20 protein-coding genes and 1 pseudogene are annotated in these 23,862 nt (G+C 66.5%); 10 read left to right on the forward strand and 11 right to left on the reverse strand.

Annotation, left to right across the window (positions count from 1 at the left end):
* Positions 1 to 34: 34 nt before the first annotated feature.
* From AC1DEL_RS15400 to AC1DEL_RS15430, 7 genes are all read left to right on the forward strand, one after another.
* A complete protein-coding gene (locus tag AC1DEL_RS15400) occupies positions 35 to 4,507 on the forward strand; it encodes an ESPR-type extended signal peptide-containing protein (RefSeq protein WP_477159111.1) in 4,473 nt (1,490 codons plus the stop codon).
* 118 nt (positions 4,508 to 4,625) lie between these two features.
* On the forward strand, positions 4,626 to 5,582 hold the full coding sequence (locus AC1DEL_RS15405) for a LysR family transcriptional regulator (RefSeq protein ID WP_477126460.1): 957 nt from the start codon (positions 4,626 to 4,628) through the stop codon (positions 5,580 to 5,582).
* 82 nt (positions 5,583 to 5,664) lie between these two features.
* Complete coding sequence (locus AC1DEL_RS15410) at positions 5,665 to 6,642, forward strand: Bug family tripartite tricarboxylate transporter substrate binding protein (protein ID WP_092289410.1); 978 nt, start codon at positions 5,665 to 5,667, stop codon at positions 6,640 to 6,642.
* 68 nt (positions 6,643 to 6,710) lie between these two features.
* Positions 6,711 to 7,946 carry a CaiB/BaiF CoA transferase family protein gene (locus AC1DEL_RS15415; protein WP_477126461.1) on the forward strand — a complete coding sequence of 412 codons (1,236 nt, stop codon included), beginning with the start codon at positions 6,711 to 6,713 and terminating at the stop codon, positions 7,944 to 7,946.
* Positions 7,943 to 8,743, forward strand: coding sequence for an enoyl-CoA hydratase/isomerase family protein (locus AC1DEL_RS15420; RefSeq protein ID WP_477126462.1), 801 nt, complete (start codon positions 7,943 to 7,945; stop codon positions 8,741 to 8,743). The genes AC1DEL_RS15415 and AC1DEL_RS15420 overlap by 4 nt, the downstream gene beginning before the upstream one ends.
* An 82-nt stretch (positions 8,744 to 8,825) precedes the next feature.
* Positions 8,826 to 9,098 (forward strand): type II toxin-antitoxin system Phd/YefM family antitoxin, encoded by a 273-nt coding sequence (locus tag AC1DEL_RS15425; RefSeq protein ID WP_092289416.1) that lies wholly within the window; start codon positions 8,826 to 8,828, stop codon positions 9,096 to 9,098.
* Complete coding sequence (locus AC1DEL_RS15430; protein ID WP_477126463.1) at positions 9,095 to 9,430, forward strand: type II toxin-antitoxin system RelE/ParE family toxin; 336 nt, start codon at positions 9,095 to 9,097, stop codon at positions 9,428 to 9,430. Before AC1DEL_RS15425 ends, AC1DEL_RS15430 begins: the two co-directional genes overlap by 4 nt.
* 69 nt (positions 9,431 to 9,499) lie before the next feature.
* Here AC1DEL_RS15430 and clpB read toward each other — a convergent pair whose 3' ends face one another.
* From clpB to AC1DEL_RS15485, 11 genes are all read right to left on the reverse strand, one after another.
* Complete coding sequence (clpB, locus tag AC1DEL_RS15435) at positions 9,500 to 12,088, reverse strand: ATP-dependent chaperone ClpB (RefSeq protein WP_441593582.1); 2,589 nt, start codon at positions 12,086 to 12,088, stop codon at positions 9,500 to 9,502.
* Positions 12,089 to 12,184: 96 nt separating this feature from the next.
* Positions 12,185 to 12,475 (reverse strand): hypothetical protein, encoded by a 291-nt coding sequence (locus AC1DEL_RS15440; protein ID WP_441645731.1) that lies wholly within the window; start codon positions 12,473 to 12,475, stop codon positions 12,185 to 12,187.
* Between the two features lie 96 nt (positions 12,476 to 12,571).
* On the reverse strand, positions 12,572 to 12,862 hold the full coding sequence (locus AC1DEL_RS15445) for a tlde1 domain-containing protein (RefSeq protein WP_092289421.1): 291 nt from the start codon (positions 12,860 to 12,862) through the stop codon (positions 12,572 to 12,574).
* A 165-nt stretch (positions 12,863 to 13,027) separates the two neighbouring features.
* Complete coding sequence (locus AC1DEL_RS15450) at positions 13,028 to 15,187, reverse strand: 3-hydroxybutyrate oligomer hydrolase family protein (RefSeq protein ID WP_477126464.1); 2,160 nt, start codon at positions 15,185 to 15,187, stop codon at positions 13,028 to 13,030.
* Positions 15,188 to 15,484: 297 nt separating this feature from the next.
* Positions 15,485 to 15,865 (reverse strand): fluoride efflux transporter CrcB, encoded by a 381-nt coding sequence (gene crcB / locus AC1DEL_RS15455; protein WP_092289424.1) that lies wholly within the window; start codon positions 15,863 to 15,865, stop codon positions 15,485 to 15,487.
* The gene (locus AC1DEL_RS15460; RefSeq protein ID WP_441593581.1) at positions 15,866 to 16,369 is read right to left on the reverse strand and encodes a molybdenum cofactor biosynthesis protein MoaE; all 504 of its coding nucleotides are present in this window, start codon (positions 16,367 to 16,369) and stop codon (positions 15,866 to 15,868) included.
* A gap of 1 nt (position 16,370) precedes the next feature.
* On the reverse strand, positions 16,371 to 16,628 hold the full coding sequence (gene moaD, locus AC1DEL_RS15465) for a molybdopterin converting factor subunit 1 (protein ID WP_092289428.1): 258 nt from the start codon (positions 16,626 to 16,628) through the stop codon (positions 16,371 to 16,373).
* Between the two features lie 18 nt (positions 16,629 to 16,646).
* The gene (locus AC1DEL_RS15470) at positions 16,647 to 17,855 is read right to left on the reverse strand and encodes a molybdopterin molybdotransferase MoeA (protein WP_477126468.1); all 1,209 of its coding nucleotides are present in this window, start codon (positions 17,853 to 17,855) and stop codon (positions 16,647 to 16,649) included.
* Between the two features lie 173 nt (positions 17,856 to 18,028).
* Positions 18,029 to 19,474, reverse strand: a complete 1,446-nt coding sequence (gene thrC, locus AC1DEL_RS15475; RefSeq protein ID WP_477126465.1) for a threonine synthase — start codon at positions 19,472 to 19,474, stop codon at positions 18,029 to 18,031.
* 13 nt (positions 19,475 to 19,487) lie between these two features.
* Positions 19,488 to 20,798, reverse strand: a complete 1,311-nt coding sequence (locus tag AC1DEL_RS15480) for a homoserine dehydrogenase (protein WP_092289434.1) — start codon at positions 20,796 to 20,798, stop codon at positions 19,488 to 19,490.
* A 54-nt stretch (positions 20,799 to 20,852) separates the two neighbouring features.
* Positions 20,853 to 22,082 carry a pyridoxal phosphate-dependent aminotransferase gene (locus AC1DEL_RS15485; protein ID WP_092289436.1) on the reverse strand — a complete coding sequence of 410 codons (1,230 nt, stop codon included), beginning with the start codon at positions 22,080 to 22,082 and terminating at the stop codon, positions 20,853 to 20,855.
* 244 nt (positions 22,083 to 22,326) lie between these two features.
* On the opposite strand from AC1DEL_RS15485, the gene AC1DEL_RS15490 reads away from it, so the two are divergent.
* The 3 genes and pseudogenes from AC1DEL_RS15490 to AC1DEL_RS15500 all read left to right on the forward strand — a co-directional run.
* A complete protein-coding gene (locus AC1DEL_RS15490; protein WP_092289438.1) occupies positions 22,327 to 22,713 on the forward strand; it encodes an Mth938-like domain-containing protein in 387 nt (128 codons plus the stop codon).
* 179 nt (positions 22,714 to 22,892) lie between these two features.
* A complete protein-coding gene (locus AC1DEL_RS15495; protein WP_477105751.1) occupies positions 22,893 to 23,354 on the forward strand; it encodes a peroxiredoxin in 462 nt (153 codons plus the stop codon).
* Between the two features lie 276 nt (positions 23,355 to 23,630).
* Positions 23,631 to 23,862, forward strand: a pseudogene (locus AC1DEL_RS15500) (PhoH family protein); the annotation flags it as partial.

The following is a 23,862-nucleotide window of genomic DNA, read 5'->3' on the forward strand; positions in this document are numbered from 1 at the left end:
CCCCATTAGACCCAGAAGGTAGGAAGTGAATATCATGAACAAGTCATACAAGAGTATCTGGTGCCAGAAGACTGGCACCTATGTTGCGGCCTCCGAAGCCGCCAAGTCAGGCGCCAGGAAAATCAAGTCCACGGCCGCCTTGCTGGCTATCAGCGCGTCAATCCTGGCTGCCGAGGAAACGAAGGCCGGCTCACTGGACGGCGGCACCGCAACCGGATCCAATGGTTCGATCGCCATCGGGACTCGAGCCGAAGCAAGCGGCACGGGCTCCATTGCGCTCGGCAACCCCGGTTCATTCCAGGCTATGGCGGTGRCCAGCGGCACGGATAGCATGGCGCTCGGCAATGGTTCCACGGCCTCCGGACACGCCGGCACGGCGGTTGGCGCGGATGCCAAGGCGACTGCATCGATGACCAGCGCATTTGGCCCCCACGCCCAGGCCACCGGCGTGCTTTCCACGGCGCTCGGCGGGTACTCCGTCGCCAGCGGCTATAACTCCGTCGCGCTTGGCGCCCAGTCCACCGCCACGCGCGCCAACACGGTAGCAATCGGCAATGCCGACACACAGCGCGTGATCACTCACATGGCAGGAGGCTCGTTGGATACCGATGGCGCCAACGTGGGCCAGTTGCGAGGGATTGCGGCGGGGTTAGGCGGTGGCGCTGCCGTGAATCCTAGCGGCACCATTGCCGCCCCTGTCTACAACGTCGCGGGCGCGGACCGGAGCAACGTCGGGGCGGCCCTTTCGGCCCTTGACGCAGCAACCGTGCAGTTCAATGGCGCCGAGGGCGCCGCGAACCTTCAGAACAAGAAGATGGTCAATGTGGCCGCTGGCACGGTGTCCTCCGGCAGCACCGAGGCCGTCAATGGCGCTCAACTCAATGCGACCAACACCACTATCGAGAATCTGACAAGTCAAATCAACAACGGCACGACCGGCCTGGTACAGCAAAATGCCACGACCAAGGCGATCACCGTCGCCAAGGACACGGACGGCACCCAGGTCGACCTGACCGGCACCGCCGGCGCCCGGCAGTTGCGCGGCGTAGCCAATGGCACGGTCGCGGCCGGCAGCCTGCACGCCGTCAACGGCGGCCAACTCCATGGCGTCAGCAGCTCGGTGGCTACTGCGCTGGGCGGCGGCTCGGCAGTCAATGGCGACGGCTCCGTCTCCGCGCCCACCTACACCGTCGGCGGCACCACCGTCAACAACGTGGGCAGCGCCATCACTAACCTCGATGGCCGTGTGACCAATGTGGACAACCGCGTGACGACGATCGATGGCCGGGTGACCAACGTCGAAGGCTCGGTCACGAACCTTACCAACAATATCAATAGCGGCACGGTCGGCCTGGTCAAGCAGGATGCTACGACCAAGGCCATCACCGTGGCCAGCGACAAGGCTGGCACGCAGGTCGACCTGACCGGCACCGCCGGCGCCCGGCAGTTGCGCGGCGTCGCCAATGGCACGGTCGCGGCCGGCAGCCTGCACGCCGTCAACGGCGGCCAGCTCCATGGCGTCAGCAGCTCGGTGGCTACCGCGCTGGGCGGCGGCGCTGCGGTCAACGGCAATGGCACCGTGTCGGCACCGACCTACACGGTTGGCGGGACGACCGTCAACAACGTGGGCAGCGCCATCACCAATCTCGATGGCCGTGTGACCAATGTGGACAACCGCGTGACGACGATCGATGGCCGGGTGACCAACGTCGAAGGCTCGGTCACGAACCTCACCAGCAACATCAACAACGGTACGGTGGGCCTGGTCAAGCAGGACGCCACCACCAAGGCCATCACCGTGGCCAGCGACAAGGCTGGCACGCAGGTGGACCTGACCGGCACCGCCGGTGCTCGCCAGCTGCGCGGTGTCGCCAATGGCACGGTCGCGGCCGGCAGCCTGCACGCCGTCAACGGCGGCCAACTCCATGGCGTCAGCAGCTCGGTGGCTACCGCGCTGGGCGGCGGCGCTGCGGTCAACGGCAATGGCACCGTGTCGGCACCGACCTACACGGTTGGCGGGACGACCGTCAACAACGTGGGCAGCGCCATCACCAATCTCGATGGTCGCGTGACCACCGTCGAGGGCGACATCACCAACAACATCAACAACGGCGCCGTCGGCCTGGTCCGACAGGACGCCACCACCAAGGTCATCACCGTCRCAAGCGACAAGGCCGGCACGCAGGTCGACCTGACCGGCACCGCCGGTGCTCGCCAGTTGCGCGGCGTGGCCAATGGCACGGTCGCGGCAGACAGCCTGCACGCCGTCAACGGCGGCCAGCTCCATGGCGTCAGCAGCTCGGTGGCTACCGCGCTGGGCGGCGGCGCTGCGGTCAACGGCAATGGCACCGTGTCGGCACCGACCTATACGGTTGGCGGGACGACCGTCAACAACGTGGGCAGCGCCATCAGCAACCTCGATGGCCGCGTGACCACCGTGGACAATCGCGTGACCAACGTCGATGGCCGGGTGACCAACGTCGAAGGCTCGGTCACGAACCTTACCAACAATATCAATAGCGGTACGGTCGGCCTGGTCAAGCAGGATGCTACGACCAAGGCCATCACCGTGGCCAGCGACAAGGCTGGCACGCAGGTCGACCTGACCGGCACCGCCGGTGCTCGCCAGCTGCGCGGCGTCGCCAATGGCACGGTCGCGGCCGGCAGCCTGCACGCCGTCAACGGCGGCCAGCTCCATGGCGTCAGCAGCTCGGTGGCTACCGCGCTGGGCGGCGGCTCGTCGGTCAACGGAGACGGATCCGTCTCCGCGCCCACCTACACCGTCGGCGGCACCACCGTCAACAACGTGGGCAGCGCCATCACCAATCTCGATGGCCGCGTCACTACCGTGGACAATCGCGTGACCAACGTCGATGGCCGCGTGACCAACGTCGAAGGCTCGGTCACGAACCTCACCAACAATATCAACAACGGCACGACCGGCCTGGTCCAGCAGGACGCCACCACCAAGGCGATTACCGTCGCCAAGGACAAGGACGGCACGCAGGTGGACCTGACCGGCACCGCCGGCGCCCGCCAGCTTCGCGGCGTGGCCAACGGCACGGTGGCGGCAGGCAGCCTGCACGCGGTCAACGGCGGCCAGCTCCATGGCGTGAGCAGCTCGGTGGCCAGCGCGCTGGGTGGCGGGGCCACGGTCAACAGCGATGGCTCGGTGTCCGCGCCGACCTACGCCGTTGGCGGTAACACGTTCAACAACGTGGGCGGCGCCCTGACCAACCTGGATGGCCGCGTCACCACGATCGACGGCCGCGTGACCAACGTCGAGGGCGACGTCACGAACCTCGCCAACACGATCAACAACGGCATGGCCGGCCTCGTCAAGCAAGACGCGACGACCAAGGCGATCACCGTCGCCAAGGACAAGGACGGCTCGCTGGTGGATCTGACCGGCACCGCCGGCGCCCGGCAGCTGCGTGGCGTGGCCAACGGCACGGTCGCGGCCGGCAGCCTGTTCGCCGTCAACGGCGGCCAGCTCCACGGCGTGAGCAGTTCCATTGCCACGGCACTGGGTGGCGGAGCGGGGGTAAACGGCGACGGTAGCATCTCCGGGCCGACCTACACCGTCGGCGGCACCACCGTCAATAACGTGGGCGGCGCGATCACGAACCTCGACAACCGCGTGACCAATGTCGAGGGTTCGATGACCCAGATCACCAACAACATCAACAACGGCACGATCGGCCTGGTCAAGCAGGACGCCGCAACCGGCCACATCAACGTGGCGACCGACAAGGGCGGCAAGGTGGTGAACGTGGCCGGCACGGAAGGCACGCGCCAGCTCACCGGCGTGGCCGACGGCCTGATTGGCGCCGGCAGCACCGACGCCGTCAACGGCAGCCAGATCTTCAGCCTGACGCAACAACTGGCGAAGGGTGGCGGCACGAGCCACCACTTCCAGGCGGACGGCAAGTCCGACGGCAGCGACGCCGCCATCGTCCGGTCGGAGAGCCGTGGCGTGGCGATCGGCAGCTACGGTGAGGCCAGCGGTAACGCCGCCGTTGCCGTGGGTGCCGATGCCAAGGCCAGCGCTGACAACAGCGTGGCGTTGGGCGCCGGTTCGATTGCCGACCGTGCCGACACCGTCTCGGTTGGCAACGCGGATGCCGAACGCCAGATCGTCAACGTGGCCGCCGGCACGCAGGATACCGACGCGGTCAACGTCGGCCAGATGCGGAGCTACGCCAGCCAAGGCAACAGCCAGACGCTGAACCAGGCCAACACCTACACCGACCGGCAGGTGGGTGCGGTGCGCCGCGACGCCCACGCCGGCACCGCCTCGGCGATGGCGATGGCAGGCCTGCCGCAGTCGGTCCAGCCGGGCAAGGGCATGGCCGCGCTGGGTGCCTCCGCGTACAGCGGGGAATCCGCGATCGCGCTGGGCGTCTCCAAGATGTCGAGCAGCGGGAAGTGGGTCTACAAGGCCATCGTGTCCTCCAACACGCGCGGCAACTATGGCTCGACGGTCTCCGCCGGCTTCCACTGGTAAGCCACGACAGCGGGCGCCACGCCAGCAAAGCCCGTCTCCTCCCGGAGGCGGGCTTTTTTCATGCGCCCCGGCACGGGAAAACCGCAGTGGCCGGCGCCCCCGGATCGGCGGACAATCGATGACTACCCATGGCCATTCTTCATCGCCGCCCATCGTGACGTCCCCCCTGCCCTTGCGCAGCCCCCGGCTGCATTTCGATCTCACGACGGTCCAGCTTTTCATCGCCGTGGCCGAACTCGGCGGTATCACGCGTGGCGCGGAGCGCCTGCACCTGGCCCCGGCCGCGGCCTCGCGCCGCGTGCTCGAACTGGAGGCCCAACTGGGCGTGGCCCTGTTCGAACGCCTGCCTCACGGCATGGCGCTGACCGAAGCCGGCCGCGCGCTGCTGGCCCACGCGCGCGGCATCACCCACACCGTGCAGCGCATGCAGGACGACGCCGCCTCCTTTATCGGCGGCGACCTTGGCGTGGTGCGCATTGCCGCGCCGAAGTCCGCCGTGATCCAGTTCCTGCCGTTCGATATCCAGCGCTGCGCCTCGGCCTGCCCCGGCGTGCGCATCGACCTCCAGGAAATGAACAGCCTCGAGGTGCAGCAGTCCCTGCGGCGCGGCACCGTGGACATCGGCATCTACGAAGGCAGCCTCGGCATGATCGACCTGCCGACCGCACCCTACCGCCATGACCGGCTGGTGCTGGTGGTGGCGCGCGACCATGCGCTGGCCGGCCACGCCCAAGTGACCTCGGACGATGTGCTCGACTGCGACCTGATCGTGCTGGGCGAAGGCTCGGCCATCTCGGTCGGACTGGAACGGCTTGCCGAGGAAGCCGGCCGGGTGCTGCGCATGCGCATGCGCGTGGGCGGCTTCGACAGCATCGCCGCGCTGGTGGCGCAGAACCTGGGCTGCGGCGTGATGCCGGAGGCCGTCGCGGCCGAGGTGGCGGGCGGCAGCCGCTTCGTGCGCCTGCCCATCGACGCCCCCTGGGCGGAGCGGCAGTTCGTGCTGTGCCATCGCCCGGCGGACGCGCTGTCCTCGGCGGCGCTGGGCGTGCTCAAGGTGCTTGCGCAAAACGCGTAACCAGAATCCCCCAAATAGCGATAGCCCGCGCCGGGCGCATTGCGGATGATGGCTCCATAACGATTAAGGATGGAGACAGGCAATGCAGCGCAGACAATTCCTACTTGGAGCCGTGGCCGGACTGGCCGTGCCGGGCCTGATGCCCAGCCTGGCGCGGGCGGCCGATGTGGCCGGCCCGGTGCGCATCGTCGTGGGCTTCGCCCCGGGCGGCGGTACCGACGTGCTGGCGCGGGTCATCGGCCAGAAGCTGGGGATGATGTGGAACACCACCGTGCTGGTGGAGAACAAACCCGGCGCCACCGGGGCCATTGCCGCTGCATATGTGGCGAAACAGCCACCTGATGGCACCACGTTGCTGATGGCGCACGTCAACAGCCATGCCATCGCCCCGGCGCTGCTCGACGTCAAGTACGACCCGCGCGCCGACTTCACGCCGATTTCTATGGTCGGCGTCACCCCCAACATGCTGACCTGCCGGCCCGAGCAGAAGGTGCGCACGGTGAAGGATATCGTCGCGCTGTGCCGGCAGAAGCCGGGCCAGATCTCGTTCGGCTCGTCCGGCATCGGTTCGGCCCAGCATCTGGCGCTGGAAATGTTCCGGCTGCAGGCCAAGCTCGATGTGGTGCATGTGCCCTACAAAGGCTCCGGCCCGCTCGTGGCGGACCTGATCGGCGGCCAGATCGACTACGCGTTCGACACCATGACCGCCGCCACGCCCTTCATCCAGCAGGGCAAGGTCATCGCCATCGCCCAGACCCGGCTCAAGCGCGCGGCCAGCCATCCCAATGTGCCGACGCTGGCGGAGTCCGGCTTTCCCGGCCTGGACGCAGCGTCTTGGTACGGCCTGGTCGGGCCGAAGGGGATGTCCCCGGCGCTGGTGCAGCGCATGAACGACGACGTCAACCGCGTGCTGCTCATGCCCGACGTGGCCGAGCGGCTCAAGAGCTTCGGCGCCGAAGATTCCGGCGGCTCGAGCCAGCAGTTCGGCGCCTTTATCGCGTCCGAGTCCACCAAGTGGGCCAAGGTCGTGAAGGACGCCGGCGTGAAAGCCGAAAGCTGATGGCTGCGAGACGGCGCGCCCGCGCGCGCCACCCTCGCCCCCCTCTCCACGAATTCAGGATTCACCCGATGACAGATCTCAGCCAATCCGGCGCCCCGGCGCCTGCCACCCCCCTGCCGCTGGCCGGCGTGCGTGTGCTCGACGTGAGCCAGGTCATGGCCGGCCCCTACGCCTGCATGCTGCTGGCCGATCTCGGCGCCGACGTGATCAAGATCGAGCCGCCCGATGGCGGCGACCAGACGCGCGGCGCCATGGGTTTCAAGATGAAGGGGCCGGACAGCATGGGCTTCCTTAACATGAACCGGAACAAGCGCAGCGTCACGCTGGACCTCAAGACCCATTCCGGCCGCGAGGTGCTCTACCGGCTGGCGGAAACCGCCGACATCCTGGTCGAGAACTACCGGCCCGGCGTGATGAAGCGGCTTGGCATCGACTATGAGACGCTGGCCAAGATCAATCCGAAGCTGGTGTACGTGAGCATTTCGGGCTTCGGCCAGAGCGGGCCGTGGGCCAACCGGCCCGGCTTCGACCTGATGGCGCAGGCCATGTCGGGCGTGATGAGCGTGACCGGCTACCCCGGCGGTGCGCCCGTGAAGGCTGGCGTGCCAGTGGCCGATATCGGCTGTGCGCTTTTCGCCACTTACGGCATGCTGGCAGCCTATATCGGCGCCAAGCAGACGGGCAAGGGGCAGTACGTGGATGCGTCGCTGTTCGACTCCGCGCTGGCGTTCTCGGTGTGGGACACCTGCGAGTACTGGGGCACCGGCCGCGAGCCCGAACCGCTGGGCACGGCCAACCGCATGAGCGCGCCCTATCAGGCCATGAAGGCGGCCGACGGCTACTTCGTGATGGGCGCCACCAACCAGAAGCTGTGGCAGTTGCTGTGCCAGACGCTGGATCGGCATGACCTGCTCAAGGACGAGCGCTTCGCCAGCGTGTCGCTGCGGCTGGCCAACCGGCCGGCGCTGATCGCCGAGCTGGAGCAGAGCTTCGCCAAGGCGAGTTGCGATGAATGGATCGAGCGGCTGCTCGCCGTAGGCATCCCGGCCGGGCCGATCCTGACCTACCCGCAGGCGTTCGACAGCGAGCACGGCAAGCATCGCCAGATGCGCATCGAGATCGACCATCCGATCGAGGGCAAGGTGCCCAATATCGGCTTCGCGGTGAAGATGGGCGGCACGCCCCAGCAGGTGCGGCGCCCGCCGCCACTGCTGGGCCAGCACACCAAGGAAATCCTGGCCGAACTGGGTCTCTCGCAGGACGAACAGCAGTCGCTGGCGACGGCCGGCGCGTTCGGATCATGAGCGCCCCGCTGCCGTCCCCGGACGGGCAGGTCACGCTGACGATGGCAGGCGGCATCGCCACGCTCACCTTCGACCGCCCCGCCGCGCGCAACGCGATGACCTGGGCGATGTACGAGCAACTGGCCGGGCACTGCCGCACGCTGGCCGCGCAAGGCACGGCCGGCGCGCGCGTGGTGGTGATGCGCGGCGCGGGCGGCGAGGCCTTCGTGGCCGGCACCGACATCGCCCAGTTCCAGCAGTTTTCCAGTGGCGACGATGGCGTGGATTACGAGTCACGCATCGACGAAGGCATCCGGCTGGTCGAGCAGCTGCCGATGCCTACCGTGGCAGTTGTCGAAGGCTGGGCGGTAGGCGGCGGGCTCGCCATCGCCACGGCTTGCGACTTCCGCCTCGGCACGCCCAAGGCCCGCTTCGGCGTGCCGATCGCCCGCACGCTGGGCAACACGCTGTCGGCACTGAACCTCACCCGGCTGCGCGCCGCGTGGGGCCTGCAACCGGTGCGCCGCATGCTGCTGCTGGCCCAGATCCTCGACGCGGACGCCGCCTTGGCCTGCGGCTTCCTCGAAGGCGTGCACGCGCCCGACGCCCTGGAGGCCGAAGTCGCCGCCCTCTGCGACCGCCTCGGCGCCCTGGCCCCCGTCACCCAGACCGTGGTCAAGGAAGCCCTCCGCCGCCAGACCGTAGCCGCCGTGGCAGACACCGACGACCTCGTCCGGCAATGCTATGGCAGCGAGGACTTCCGGGAAGGGGTGGATGCGTTCGTGGCCAAGCGGTCGCCGGTGTGGCGGGGAAGCTGACTCCAGGCGGGAAGACTTGCGGACAAGACCATATTTGGTCTATATTTGGACCCCATCCACCATGGACCGAGGGAGCCAAGCCGTGAAATTCTCCACCCAGGTCAAACCCATCAGTTACCTCAAAAGCCACGCCGCCGAGATCGTCAAGGACATCTCGGCGTCGCGCGAGCCGATGCTGATCACCCAAAACGGCGAGGCCAAGCTCGTGGTCATGGATGTGCGCACGTTCGAGGAACAGGAAGAAACCCTCGCCCTGCTGAAGCTGCTGGCGATGGGCGCCCGCGACATCGAGCGCGGGCGTTTTCGTGATGTGGAGGACGTCTTCGCCGACCTAGATAAGGACGACGACGCGTGAGGGCCGTCTTCCTTGCAGCGGCAGAAGAGGATTTGCACGAACTGCGCCGCTACATCGTCCGGCGCTTCGGCAAGGCAAGTTGGCAGGAAACCTTGCAGGGCATCAAGGACTCGGTGCGCACGATCCAGGCCTTTCCGGAAGGCGGTGCCATCCCCGACGAACTGGCAGACCTCGGCCTCCGGCAGTACCGACAGGTCATCTCGGGCATGAACCGGATCCTCTACGAGGTCAGGGCTGACGTCCTGTTCATCCACATCGTCTGCGACACGCGCCGCGACATGCGCACCCTCCTTTCCCGCAGGCTCCTGCGAGCGATTCCAGAAGGCAACTAGATGCGAAAAACGGCCCGGAGGGTATCCCCCTCCGGGCCGTTTTCTTGTACCGGCAGATTTGCCAGCCGCTCAGTCCACCATCTTCCCAAACGTGAACGCGCCGTCTTCGTAGTCCACCGGGATCACGTCCTTGGCGGCGAACTTGCCTTCGAGGATGGCGCGGGCCACCGGGTTCTCGATCTGCTGCTGGATCGCGCGCTTCAGCGGCCGGGCGCCGAACACCGGGTCGTAGCCTGCGCTGGCAATCTTCTCCAGCGCCGCCTCGGTCACGTCCAGCGTCATGTCCATGCGTGCCAGACGCGCCTGCAGCCGTTGCAGCTGGATGCGGGCGATGGACTCGATGTGCTGCTGGTCYAGCGAGTGGAACACCACCACCTCGTCGATSCGGTTSAGGAACTCGGGSCGGAAATGCGTGCGCACCTCCTGCCAGACTGCGCCCTTCACCACGTCCTGCGGCTCGCCGGACATCGACTGGATCAGGTGCGAGCCCAGGTTGCTGGTCATCACGATCACCGTGTTCTTGAAATCGACCGTGCGGCCCTGGCCATCGGTCAGGCGGCCATCGTCCAGCACCTGCAGCAGCACGTTGAACACGTCCGGGTGCGCCTTCTCGACTTCATCGAGCAGGATCACCGCATACGGCTTGCGTCGCACCGCCTCGGTCAGGTAGCCGCCYTCCTCGTAGCCCACGTAGCCCGGGGGCGCGCCGATCAGCCGGCTCACGCTGTGCTTCTCCATGAACTCGCTCATGTCGATGCGGATCAGGTGGTCTTCCGAGTCGAACAGGAACTCGGCCAGCGCCTTGCACAGCTCGGTCTTGCCGACGCCGGTCGGCCCCAGGAACAGGAACGAGCCATAGGGCTTGTTCTCGTCTGCCAGGCCGGCACGCGAGCGGCGGATGGCGTCGGACACCAGCCGCACGGCCTCGTCCTGGCCCACCACGCGTGCGTGGAGGCGGTCTTCCATCTTCAGCAGCTTGTCGCGCTCGCCCTGCATCATCTTGGCGACCGGAATCCCGGTGGCACGGCTGACTACCTCGGCGATTTCCTCGGCACCCACCTGCGTGCGCAGCAGCTTGTTCGGCTGCTTCTGCTCGCTGGCCTCGGCCTTGGTCGCCGCCTGCAGCTTGCCTTCCAGTTCCGGCAGCTTGCCGTACTGAAGCTCCGCCACCTTGTCCAGCTTGCCTTCGCGCTGCAGCCGGGTGATCTCGAGCTTGATCTTCTCGATCTCTTCCTTCAGCGCAGCCGCGCCCTGGGCAGCGCCCTTCTCGGCGCGCCAGATCTCGTCCAGGTCGGCATATTCCTTCCCAAGCCGCTCGATTTCCTGCTCGATCAGCTCCAGCCGCTTGCGCGACGCCTCGTCGCTCTCCTTCTTCACGGCCTCGCGCTCGATCTTGAGCTGGATCGTGCGGCGCTCGAGCTTGTCCATCGCCTCCGGCTTGGAGTCGATTTCCATCTTGATGCGCGCGCCGGCCTCGTCGATCAGGTCGATGGCCTTGTCCGGCAGGAAGCGGTCCGTGATGTAGCGGTGCGACAGTTCCGCCGCCGCGACGATGGCCGGGTCGGTGATCTCCACGCCGTGGTGCAGTTCGTACTTCTCCTGCAGGCCGCGCAGGATGGCGATGGTCGCCTCCACACTCGGCTCTTCCACCAGCACCTTCTGGAAGCGGCGCTCCAGCGCGGCGTCCTTCTCGATGTACTTGCGGTAYTCATTGAGCGTGGTCGCGCCAATGCAGTGCAGCTCGCCGCGCGCCAGCGCCGGCTTGAGCATGTTGCCGGCGTCGATGGCGCCCTCGGCCTTGCCCGCGCCGACCATGGTGTGGATTTCGTCGATGAAGACGATGGTCTGGCCTTCATCCTTGGCCACGTCGTTCAGCACAGCCTTGAGCCGTTCCTCGAACTCGCCGCGATACTTGGCGCCAGCCAGCAGGCCGGCCATGTCGAGCACCAGCACGCGCTTGTTCTTGAGCGTCTCGGGCACCTCGCCGTTGACGATGCGCTGGGCCAGCCCTTCGACAATGGCGGTCTTGCCCACGCCCGGCTCGCCGATCAGCACCGGATTGTTCTTGGTACGGCGCTGCAGGATCTGGATGGAGCGGCGGATTTCGTCGTCACGGCCGATCACCGGGTCGAGCTTGCCCGCACGGGCGCGCTCGGTCAGGTCGACGGTGTATTTCTTGAGCGCCTCGCGCTGGGATTCGGCATCGGCACTCTGCACGGTGTCGCCACCCCGCACGGTCTGGATGGCCGCCTCGAGCGACTTGCGCGACAGCCCATGCTCGCGCGCAATACGGCCGCCCTCGCCTTTGTCGTCAGCCACGGCGAGCAGGAACAGCTCGCTGGCAATGAACTGGTCATTGCGCTTGATGGCTTCCTTCTCGGTGGCGTTGAGCAGGTTGTTGAGGTCACGGCCCACCTGGACCTCGTTGGTGCCCTGCACCTGCGGCAGCCGCTTGATGGCGGCGTCCAACGTGGTCTGCAGCCCACTGACGTTCACACCGGCGCGCGCCAGCAACGTGCGCGCGGCGCCATCGTTCTGCGCCAGCAGCGCGCGCAGCAGGTGCACCGGTTCGATGTACTGGTTGTCGTGACCCAGCGCCAGGCTCTGCGCATCAGCAAGCGCCTCCTGGAACCGGGTGGTGAATTTATCAAGTCGCATTCGGATCCCTCTCTCTCTAGGAAAGTGTGTCCTGTTGCGCGGGGTGGCCCGGCCCGGACACGTTACTTCGGAAAGATAGGGCTTTGACTTGACATTTCAAGGCTGACGGGCGGATTTCGAGCGGCGGCGCCAAAGCCATATGGCGACCGCAGTGACCACCAGCGTCGTCAGAAACGAGGGAAGCCAATACAACAACGCTTCGAAGTTGTATCCGTCCTCAGCGGGATCGAAACGCCGGTAATGGTCGAACAACCACTGTCCGAGCCACGGAGGAATAGAAATGACCTCCGAGTAATCCAGCCACTTGGCAGTCAGGTACAGAGGAAAAAGCACAAGCCACGCGGCCAGCAACACGACTTTGACAAGTGCCTTTAAGACCGCCGTCACGGCGTGGACCTCTTGACCGTGAGTCTGCCGTAGCAGGCAACATCCGTGTTGGGAATCCGGCCGACAGTCGATGCTTTGAGCAAAGCCCTCAGGCGGTCAAAGTCGGTGCGAGACATCGTCCACTCTTCCATCCGCGGCGAAGAGGGCGAACCACCTGCGCCTGTCGGTCGAAAACGGATTTTGCTCCCGAAACCATCTCAAACGCCCGCCGGAGGGCCGGTCTAACACGTAATAAGTGCCAGGCGTGATCGGACCGGAGTTCTTGCGACAGGCGGCAAGATAACTATTGATGTCCCCATCTCGTCCCGAGAATGCCGGCACATCGAGTACGCCGGCCCGAAGCCGACTCATGGGCCGGTCGTTGAGATAAAACGTCAAATCGATCATGACTCGATGCTCCTTCGTGAAACGAGCATCGAGATTGGCTTAGGGGCGCGCCAGGCCCAATAGGAATTGTTCGAAAGCGGTCATCAAACTGACTGGGGTCAGAACGCTCCCGTCGAGATGTGGGGTCTCTCGACGGGAAACGTGGCGTTTAACGCACCTGCCCGACTAGTTCGGCACGTTCACCGTCGATCCACTCACCGAGATCACATCGCCCGCCGCCGGGGTGGCGGCGATCGGGGGGACGTTCGAGGGCAGGATCTGCGGTGCCGGGGCGGCGGTGCCTCCGCGTGACGTGGTGCGCACCACTTGGGACGGCGGCAGGGCCGTGCCGCTGCGCAGGTTGGCGTACACGGCGTCAAGCGCCCGGTTCAGGTACACGTGCAGCGGGATGAATGTGTTGGCGTAGCCAGGCAGTACGTCGATGAAGGCGTCGAAATGCTGGCCGTTGGTCACCTCTATATAAGAGAGTTTGCTGCCGGTGCCCTCGGCCACCTTGTTCAGCCCCAGGTAAGGCCGCGACGTGTGGTTGACCGGCAGCAGGCCGTCGCTGCGGCCATGGACGATCATCGCCGGCTTGCCGCGCAGATTGCCCGTGCGCAAGGTCTGGCCGATGCCCGCCTGGAGTGCTGCGCTGTTGGTCAGCAGGTCGCGCAGGCAATTGGCGCCGGGCAGGTTGGCGTCCGCGACGCCGCCGACGCTGTTGGTGGAGAGGAAGTCGCGGGCGGGGCCGCCCTGGGCTTTCTCGTTCATGAGCGTCACGCCGGTGCTCGGCGGCACGCCGTTGCCGGTGGAGAACGTCAGGGCCAATATGTTTGGCGGGATGGTCACCGGGGTGCCGGTAGCGCCGCCCGGCGAGGCGAAGGTGTAGTCGCACAGCTTGTCGGTGACGCTGGCACGCGAGTAGGAGTTGGCGTACGTCACCGAGATCGAGCTGGCCACTTCGAGCGATGAAAGCGATGCATGCAGCACATCGGATTCTGGCTCCCAGCCGGCGGCGTGCAGGCGTGTGAAGGCATCGGTCGACTGGTCAGTCAGCGACGCGCCCGTGAGTTGCCCGTTGCCGACCAGCGAGCCGCAGCGATTGGCGCCCTGGATGACCGTCACCGAGGTGAACGGTGCCGGCAGCGACGCCGTGCCCGCGCAAAGCGAGAACAGGTTCGCGGTGGTCGTGTAGTCATACAGATGCCGCCCCGATGACCCCACCGTCACCCCGCCCCGCTTCACCGTGATGGCCGGCACGGCGGGCATGTTCACGTTCGGTTCGCCCACAGCCACGCCGTCGATCAGGCCGTTCGTATCCTGCTCCGCCGCCGCGATGGCCGCGCCGCCGCCGTTGGAGACGGCCGAGGCGATCACCAGGATCTTGTCCTTGCCGATGGAGGCCTGCCGCACCCCGTCGGACCCCACGGTGCCGAATTTATCGTTGATCGCCCACATGGCGAACTCGATGGCCTGGAGCGTGTTCAGCCCCCAGTTGGCCTCGGGATTCTGCTTCGAGTGGGCATGCTTGTAGGCCAGCCGGTGCGGATTGGCAGTGGTGAAGTCCGCCAGCGACTGCGCGCCCGGCTGCGCCGCGAACTGGGCCAGCTTGCCGGCGCCGGTGCGAGCCTGGCGGGTGCCGTTGATCAGCGGCACGGTGTCCGAGTCGAGGTCGTGCGCCCCCGCGCCCGTGCCCTTGTCGGTATAGGCCACGGCACAGCCGCGCTTGAGCCCCCATTCGCCGACCGAAATCCCGCCATAAATGCCGCGCGAGCCCGACGAGGTCGCCGAGATCAGGCAAGGATTGGCGGGATCGAAGTTGGTCGGGATCTGCGCCATGATCGTCACGTTCTGCTGGCCGGTGCCGTCGTCGGCAAAGGCGATGTACTCGGTACCGGGCACCTTGCCCTGGCTGGCGGTGACGTTACCCTGGGGATCGACGTTCGGCCCGTACAGCGAGCCGTACCCGCCCAGCGGATTGGTATCGACGATGGCGCGGTAGTTATTGAAGATGGCGATGCGGCGCAGCTCGGCCGCCGTGGGCGCGGCGGGATCGGCGGGAACCGGCGCGGTAGCCGTGGCGATCAGGCCGTCCTTGCCGAGCCCGGCGGTCAGCAGGTCGTCGGTCGTGCCGTCGTAGTTCTGCACGCCGATGGTGCCCACCACGAAGGTCGGCCGGTTGTTCGGGTTCTGCGTGACCGGGCCGCCACCGCCCCCACCGCTGTTGTTGTTGTCCCCGCCGCCGCAGGCGCCAATCAGCAGCACCGCCACGGCGGCGGCAACGGCGGTGTGGCATCGTGGATCGACTAGGAATTTTCCTGCGCGCGTTGCAAGGCTATGCGTCATGGGGTGTCTCCTGTTATGTATGCCGGCGGGGCCGGATCGGTAAAACAGAAACAAGACCTACGAACCGCAAACTGCAAACCGCAAATGCAAACCAACGGGGGCGACGGGGGCGATGGGGAGCACGCCCGGCGGAGCGTCGTATTCGTCCCTCCCGGGACATAGTAGACGGTTCAGGCGTTTGGATGCGAGCAGGCAGTCAGTCGAATGCCAGCTATAGCGCCGATGCCGGAACCTGTATGTGCGACCCGATACATAGGCATCGGGCCAGCCAAGTGTTTGACGGAAAAGGGAAAATACTTAGGCGAGCGCGCGCCAGGTCCAGATGCCGAAGGCCGTGAGCACCAGCGAGCCACCCAGGTGCACCACCACGTGGGCGAGCGCCCAGCGATAGTCGCCCGCCATCAGGTTGCCGACCACCTCGCTGGAGAACGTCGAGAACGTGGTCAGGCCGCCGAGAAAGCCGGTGACGGCCAGCAGCCGCCATTCGGGCGAGAGGCCCGGGTGCGACTGGAAGAACGCCACGGCAATCCCGACCAGATAGCCGCCCACGAGGTTGGCGGCCAGCGTGCCGTACGGCAGCGCCGGGTTGGCCGCGTTCCACAGCACGGAAAATCCCCAGCGCAGCCAGGCGCCCGCGGCGGCGCCGACGCCCACCGCCACAAACCCGAGCGGACCCATTCAACCTTCCTTATTGTTGTTCGATGTGTCCGATGATTCGGCGTTGAACGATTCGATGCCCCAGCGGCGCAGCGCCGCGTCGTCCGAGACCCGCGCATCGACCCAGCGCGCGCCCTCGGGCGTTTCTTCCTTCTTCCAGAACGGCGCCTCGGACTTCAGGTAGTCCATGATGAACTCGCACGCCGCGAAGGCATCGCCCCGGTGCGCGGACGCCACGGCGACCAGCACGATCTGGTCCAGCGGCTGCAACAGCCCCACGCGATGGACAATGGTCACGCCGAGCAACGCCCAGCGCTCGCGCGCGGCGGCCTCGATGCGTTCCAGCGACTTCTCGGTCATGCCCGGATAGTGCTCGAGTTCCATCGTCCGGACCGCCGTGCCGTGCGTGACATCGCGCACGGTGCCGATGAAGCTGGCCACGGCGCCCACGCCGGGATTGCCGGCCCGCAGCGCCGCCACTTCGGCGCCGAGGTCGAAATCATCGTGCTGCACGCGTGCGCTCATCTCAGCCTCCGGTCACGGGCGGGAAGAACGCCACCTCGCAGCCCTCGGCCAGCGGCGTGTCGGCGCGGGCCACGGCGTGGTCCACGGCCATGCGCAGCGCGCGGCCCTCGGCCAGCGCCTCGGCCCACTGGCCGCCGCGCTCGCGCAGCCAGCCGCGCAGGTCGCCCACGGTGCGTACGCTGGCGGGCACCTCGGCGCGCTCGGCGCCCTGCCCCACCTGCTCGCGCACGCTGGCGAAGTATCGGAGTTCGATTTGCATGATGTTCGGGTCCGCGCGTCAGCCCAGCAGGCCGTCGAACGGGATGAATTGCACGGTGTCGCCGCGACGAATGGTCTGGTTCGGCGGGTTGTCGATCAGCCCGTCGCCCCAGACCGTAGACGTCAGCACGCCCGAACTCTGGTTCGGGAACAGGTAGAGGCCGCCCGCGTCGTTGAGGCGCGCGCGCAGGAATTCGTTGCGGCGGTCGCCACGCTCCAGATCGAAATCGGCACGCAGCGGCAGGCGGCGCGGCGTCACATCGGCCACGCCTTGCAGACGCAGGATGAACGGCCGCACGAACAGCAGGAAGGTGACGAAGCTCGACACGGGGTTGCCCGGCAGGCCGAGGAAGTGCGCTGGACTGTCCGAGCCGTTCGCCACCTGGCCGAAGGCCAGCGGCTTACCGGGCTTGATGGCGATCTGCCAGAGGTCCAGCCGCCCTTCGGCCTGCACGGCCGGCCGGATATGGTCTTCCTCACCCACCGAGACGCCACCCGAGGTGATGATCAGATCACACCCTTCGGCGGCGCGGCGCAGGGTGTCACGCGTGGCGGCCAGCGTGTCCGGCACGATGCCGAAGTCGGACACTTCGCAGCCCAGGTTTTCGAGCAGGCCGCGCAGCGTGAAGCGGTTGGAGTTATAGATGGCGCCCGGCTTGAGCGGCTCGCCGGGCATGGCCAGCTCGTCGCCCGTGAAGAACACGGCCACGCGCACGCGGCGCACCACATCCAGCTTCGCCTGCCCGACCGAAGCCGCCAGTCCCAGCGCCTGCGGCGTCAGCCGGGTGCCGGTCGGCAGAATCTCGGCGCCGGTCTCGATGTCCTCGCCCGCGCGGCGAATCCATTCGCCCGAAGCCGGCACATGATTGACGATGACCGCCTCGCCATCGGCCACGCACTGCTCCTGCATGACCACGGCATCGGCGCCGGGCGGGATCAGGCCGCCCGTGAAGATCCGTGCGGCGGTGCCGGCGGCCAGCGCCGTGCCCACGTGGCCGGCCGGAATCCGCTGCGAGACCGGCAGGCGCGTACCCGGCGCGGGGACGTCGGCGGCGCGCATCACGTAGCCATCCATCGAGGTATTGTCGGCGGGCGGCACGCGCAGCGTGCTGGTCACGGGCGCGGCCAGCACGCGGCCGTTGGCGTCGAGCGTGTCGACGGTCTCGGTGGCCGTCAGCGGACGCACGCCGGCCATCAGGGCCGCGAGGGCCTCGGCCATGGTCAGCATCGGCGGACGGTTGGCGGCAGCAGTTGGGGTGGGGGCTTGGGTCATGTGAGCGTGGCTGGAATCAGGTTGGCCCATGAAAAACAGCCCCCGGCGCGAAGCCTGGGGGCCGTGGCAGCGGGCCCGGCAAACCCGATTGTAACGAGTTGGGCGCCGGTCGGTCGCTGGACAGTCGCTTACAGTCCGGTGTGCCGGGCGATGTACGCCTTGACCTGCGCGGCATCCGCCGGCATCACCTCGAAACGCTGCGGCAGCGCCTCGATCCCATCGAACGCGGCGGGCCGCTCGGGCTCGTGCCCCAGTGCCTCGCGGATCGTGTCGGCGAACTTGGCCGGCAGTGCCGTTTCCAGCACTACCATCGGCACGCCCGGCGTCAGGTACTCGCGCGCCACCTTCACGCCATCGGCGGTATGGGTGTCGATGGTGACGCCGTAACGCGCGTGCACGTCGCGGATGGTGGCCAGGCGGTCGTCATGCGTGCTGCGGCCCGAAACGAAGCCGAACTGGCGGATGCGGTCGAATTCCGGCGTGCCGGAGAGATCGAAGCCCCCCTTGGCATCCACGTCGCGGAACAGCGCGGCCAGCTTGTCGCCGTCCTGGCCGAGCAGGTCGAACACGAAGCGCTCGAAGTTCGAGGCCTTGGAGATATCCATGCTCGGGCTCGACGTATGGTACGTCTGCGCCGAGGTCCGCACGCGGTAGGTGCCGGTGCGAAAGAACTCGTCGAGCACGTCGTTCTCGTTGGTGGCCACCACGAGCTTGTCGATCGGCAGGCCCATCATGCGCGCGATATGGCCGGCGCAGACGTTGCCGAAGTTGCCCGACGGCACGCAGAACGACACCTTCTGGCCAGGGCCATCGGTGGCCAGCAGCCAGCCCTTGAAGTAGTAGACCACCTGGGCCACCACGCGCGCCCAGTTGATCGAATTGACGGTGCCGATGCACTGGCGCGCCTTGAAGGCGTGGTCGTTCGACACCGCCTTGACGATGTCCTGGGCGTCGTCGAACACGCCTTCGATGGCCAGGTTGAAGATGTTCGGGTCCTGCAGGCTGAACATCTGCGCGGTCTGGAACGCGCTCATCTTGCGGTGCGGGCTCAGCATGAACACGCGGATGCCGTCCTTGCCGCGCATCGCGTACTCGGCGGCGCTGCCGGTGTCGCCGGACGTCGCCCCGAGGATGTTCAGCTTCAGGCCGGCCCGGCGCAGTGCGTACTCGAACAGGTTGCCGAGCAGCTGCATCGCCATGTCCTTGAAGGCCAGCGTCGGGCCGTTCGACAGGCCCAGCAGTTGCAGCGGCGTGCCGCCTTCCTCGCCCAGCGTGCGCAGCGGGGTGATGTCCGCCGTGTTATCGCCCGGACGTGCGTTGCGGTACACCTCGGCGGTGTAGGTCTGGCGCGTCAGCGCGCGCAGGTCGTCGGCGGGGATGTCATCGCAGAAGCGCGAGAGCACCTCGAACGCCAGGTCGGCATAGGACAGCTTGCGCCAGGCTTCCAGTTCGTCGGCCGTGACCTGCGGGTACTGCTTCGGCAGGTAGAGCCCACCGTCCGGCGCCAGGCCGCCCAGCAGGATCTCGGAGAACGATTGCGGCATGTCATGGCCGCGCGTCGATTGGTATTGCATGAGCGGAGGCGTCTTAGTTCAGTTCTTCCATGCGCAGGCGCGTCACGGCGGACAGCACCGTCGGCAGCGACTCGATGCCGCGGATGGCGGCGTTCACGTGCTTCTCGCGCGTGAGGTGCGTCAGGATGATGATGTCGGTCTGCGGCTCGCCCTGGCGCGACTCCTTCTGGAGCATTGCGTCGATGCTGATGCCGCCCTCGGCCAGGATGCGCGTGATCTCGGCCAGCACGCCGGTCTCGTCGGACACGCGCATGCGCAGGTAGTAGGAGCTGGTGACTTCCTCGATCGGCAGCACCGGCACGCTGGACAGCTCGTCCGGCTGGAACGCCAGGTGCGGCACGCGATGGTTCGGATCGGCCGTATGCAGGCGTGTCACGTCTACCAGATCGGCGATCACGGCCGAGGCGGTCGGCTCGGCGCCGGCGCCCTTGCCGTAGTACAGCGTGGTGCCCACGGCGTCGGCCTGCACCAGCACGGCGTTCATCGCGCCTTCCACATTGGCGATCAGGCGGGATGCCGGCACCAGCGTGGGATGCACGCGCAGCTCCACACCCTCCTCGCGGCGGCGCGTGATGCCGAGCAGCTTGATGCGGTAGCCCAGTTCCTCGGCGTACTTGATGTCGATGGCGGACAGGTTGGTGATGCCTTCCACGTGCGCCTTGTCGAACTGCACCGGCATGCCGAAGGCGATGGCGCTCATCAGCGTGACCTTGTGGGCGGCGTCGATGCCCTCGATGTCGAAGGTCGGGTCAGCCTCGGCATAGCCCAGCTGCTGGGCTTCCTTGAGCACCACGTCGAAGTCCAGGCCCTTGTCGCGCATTTCGGACAGGATGAAGTTCGTCGTGCCGTTGATGATGCCGGCGATCCACTGGATGCGGTTCGCGGTCAGGCCCTCGCGCAGCGCCTTGATGATGGGGATGCCCCCAGCCACGGCGGCCTCGAACGCCACGATCACGCCCTTGCGGCGGGCGGCCTCGAAGATCTCGTTGCCATGCACGGCCAGCAGCGCCTTGTTGGCGGTGACCACGTGCTTGCCGTTCTCGATGGCCTTCAGGACCAGCTCGCGGGCGATGCCGTAGCCGCCGATCAGCTCCACCACGATGTCGATTTCCGGGCGGGTGACCACCTCGTTGGCATCGCTGACGACTTCCACCTCGCCGCCGGTCAGCTCCCGGGCGCGCTCGGTGTTGAGGTCGGCCACCATCGCAATCTCGATGCCGCGGCCTGCACGGCGACGAATTTCTTCCTGATTGCGCTTGAGCACGTTGAACGTGCCGCTACCAACGGTACCGATGCCGAGAAGGCCGACTTTAATGGGTTGCATGGACGTCTGACTCTGGGTTGCTTGATGCGGGATGAACGGGGGCGCCGCGGCGGCTCAGGCCGTGCCGTGACGTTTTCGATAGGTTTCGAGGAAGCGGCCGACGCGCGTCACGGCCTCGCGCAGGTCTTCCTCGTGCGGCAGGAACACGATCCGGAAGTGATCCGGYGCGCCCCAGTTGAAGCCGGTGCCCTGCACCAGCAGCACCTTCGATTCCTGCAGCAGTTCGTAGATGAATTCCTGGTCGTCCTGGATCGGGTACATCGACAGGTCGAGCTTGGGGAACAGGTACAGCGCGGCCTTGGGCTTGACGCAGCTCACACCGGGGATCTGGGTGATCAGCTCATAGGCCAGGTCGCGCTGGCGGCGCAGCCGGCCGCCCTCGCCCACCAGGTCGTTGATGCTCTGGTAGCCGCCCAGCGCGGTCTGGATGGCCCACTGGGCCGGCACGTTGGCGCACAGCCGCATCGAGGACAGCATGTTCAGGCCCTCGATATAGTCCAGCGCCGGGCGCTTGTCGCCCGACACCACCATCCAGCCAGCGCGGTAGCCGCACGAGCGGTAGTTCTTCGACAGGCCGTTGAAGGTCACTGTCAGCACGTCCGTGGACAGCGCGGCGATCGAGGTGTGCGAATGGCCGTCGTACAGCACCTTGTCGTAGATCTCGTCGGCAAAGATGATCAGGCCGTGCTCGCGCGCGATGGCCACGATCTCCTGCAGCAATTCGTCCGAGTACAGCGCCCCAGTGGGGTTGTTCGGGTTGATGACGACGATCGCCTTGGTGTTCGGGGTGATCTTCTTGCGGATGTCGTCGAGGTCCGGCATCCAGTCGTCGGCCTCGTCGCAGATATAGTGCACCGGAGTGCCGCCGGACAGGCTCACGGCGGCGGTCCACAGCGGGTAGTCCGGCGCCGGCACCAGCACCTCGTCGCCGCTGTTGAGCAGCGCGTTCATCGACATCACGATCAGCTCGGAGGCGCCGTTGCCCACGTAGATGTCGTCCAGCCCCACGCCCTGGATCTTCTTCTCCTGGGTGTAGTGCATGATGGCCTTGCGCGCCGCGAAGATGCCCTTGGAGTCCGAGTAACCTGCCGAATTGGGCAGGTTGCGCATCATGTCCTGCTGGATCTCCTCCGGGGCATCGAAACCGAACACGGCCAGGTTGCCGATGTTCAGCTTGATGATCTTGTGCCCTTCCTCCTCCATCTGCCGGGCCTTTTCCAGCACCGGGCCGCGGATGTCATAGCAAACGTTCTGGAGCTTGTTCGATTTCTGGATGGGTTTCACGGCGGTGTTGGCGATGTCAGGGCAGGCTGCCGGTCTCCGTGGCAGCGGATTTTCGGAATCTTCTGGAATGTCCTGGCAAGTCTGGGCGGACGGCGGCGCATCCGCGGTGATGTGCCCGGCGCGTGGCAGACAGGGAGGCAAAAGCTATAATTTATCGGATTATGACAGACTTCGGCATGGATTCTTGCATTGCAGCGACGCTTTCCCGCGCCGGGCGCACGATCCTGCCACCGCGAGCCCCCTCTTGAAACTCCACGCTGACAAACCCCACAATCTCAATACCGTGACCAGCTACGGCCCCGGGTATATCGAAATCAACCTGGTCCGCCACAACCAGTCCGTGCTCGTCATGCCGGAAGGCCCGGTCGAGCCGTGGCCGGTTGCCCGTTTCGAGGACCTGGAACCCGCCCATTTCGACGTCCTGCTCGATAAACAGGCAGAAGTCGTCCTGCTGGGTACCGGCAACAAGCTGCGTTTTCCCCACCCGCGCCTGACCGCCGCGCTGGCTCGCCGCCATATCGGCGTGGACGCCATGGATCTCCAGGCCGCATGCCGCACCTACAATATCCTGATGGCCGAGGGCCGCAAGGTGGCGGCGATCCTGCTGGTGGAGCCGATCGACGAAGCTTGAGCGGCGGGCCCCCTGGTGCGAATATCGGCTGGCAACCTGCCGAGGTTGAGCACACGCCACGCTTGAAGTCTGGCCGACTGCCCCAAACTGCACCCGCCATGGCACAAGCCCGGATCACCCCCCACAACAAACGGGCCGCCATCACCGATGATGCATCGCCATCCAGGAGAGCCACCAGCATGACAGTCAGTCTCAACCAGGCCGTTCCGGACTTCCGCGCCCCCGCTACCGGCGGGGAGTTCCATCTTGCCGGCCAGCGCGGCAAGACCGTGGTCCTGTACTTCTACCCGAAGGACAACACGCCGGGCTGCACCACCGAAGCGATGAACTTCCGCGACCAGTACGCCGAGGTCGAGGCGGCCGGCGCCGTGGTGTTCGGCATCTCGCGCGACAGCATGAAGTCTCACGAGAACTTCAAGGCCAAGCTTGAGCTGCCCTTCGCGCTGATCTCGGACGCCGATGAGGCGCTCTGCGGCCTGTTCGATGTCATCAAGATGAAAAAGATGTATGGCAAGGAAGTGCGCGGGATCGAGCGCAGCACTTTCATCCTCGACGGCAAGGGCATCCTGCGGCACGAGATGCGCGGCATCAAGGTGCCGAACCACGTGGACGAAGTCCTCGAACTCATCCGCAAGATCTAGTCCGCCAGGCGCCACTGCCACGGGCGCAACACCGCGCAACACTCCGTCCGCAGGGTCATTGCCAAACCGAAAACGTTCGGATACATTGGCCCGTAATGCGTTCAGATCCCAGTTGCCACGCTGTTGTACCGTTCCGGCCCAGGAGAGAAAGTCCCCGGGCTGGTAGCGGACCTGCCGTGTCCGGGGTCCGCGAAGAAGCCGCCACACCTGTTCATCAGGCATGGCGGCTTTTTTGTTTGCCTGCCCTTTTCCGCCCCCCTGAAAGGATGTCCAAGCATGCCGCTGCCTACCATGCCCGCCAAGCCTGCCCAATTGCTGGACCCGAGCGAATTCGCACCGGTCTCACTGCCCAAGGCCAAAGCCGCGCAGGGTAAGAAACCTGTGCCGACGCTCGAGCGCGAGGCATTGCTCGATTCAGGCCCGACCGGTGACACGGGCGACCAGGCGCCCGCCACGCGCGGCCGCGCCGGCAGCCCCACGCGCGCCCGCACCCCGGACGCCCCGGCGC

It is taken from the genome of Cupriavidus sp. 10L43_2, assembly GCF_056395265.1.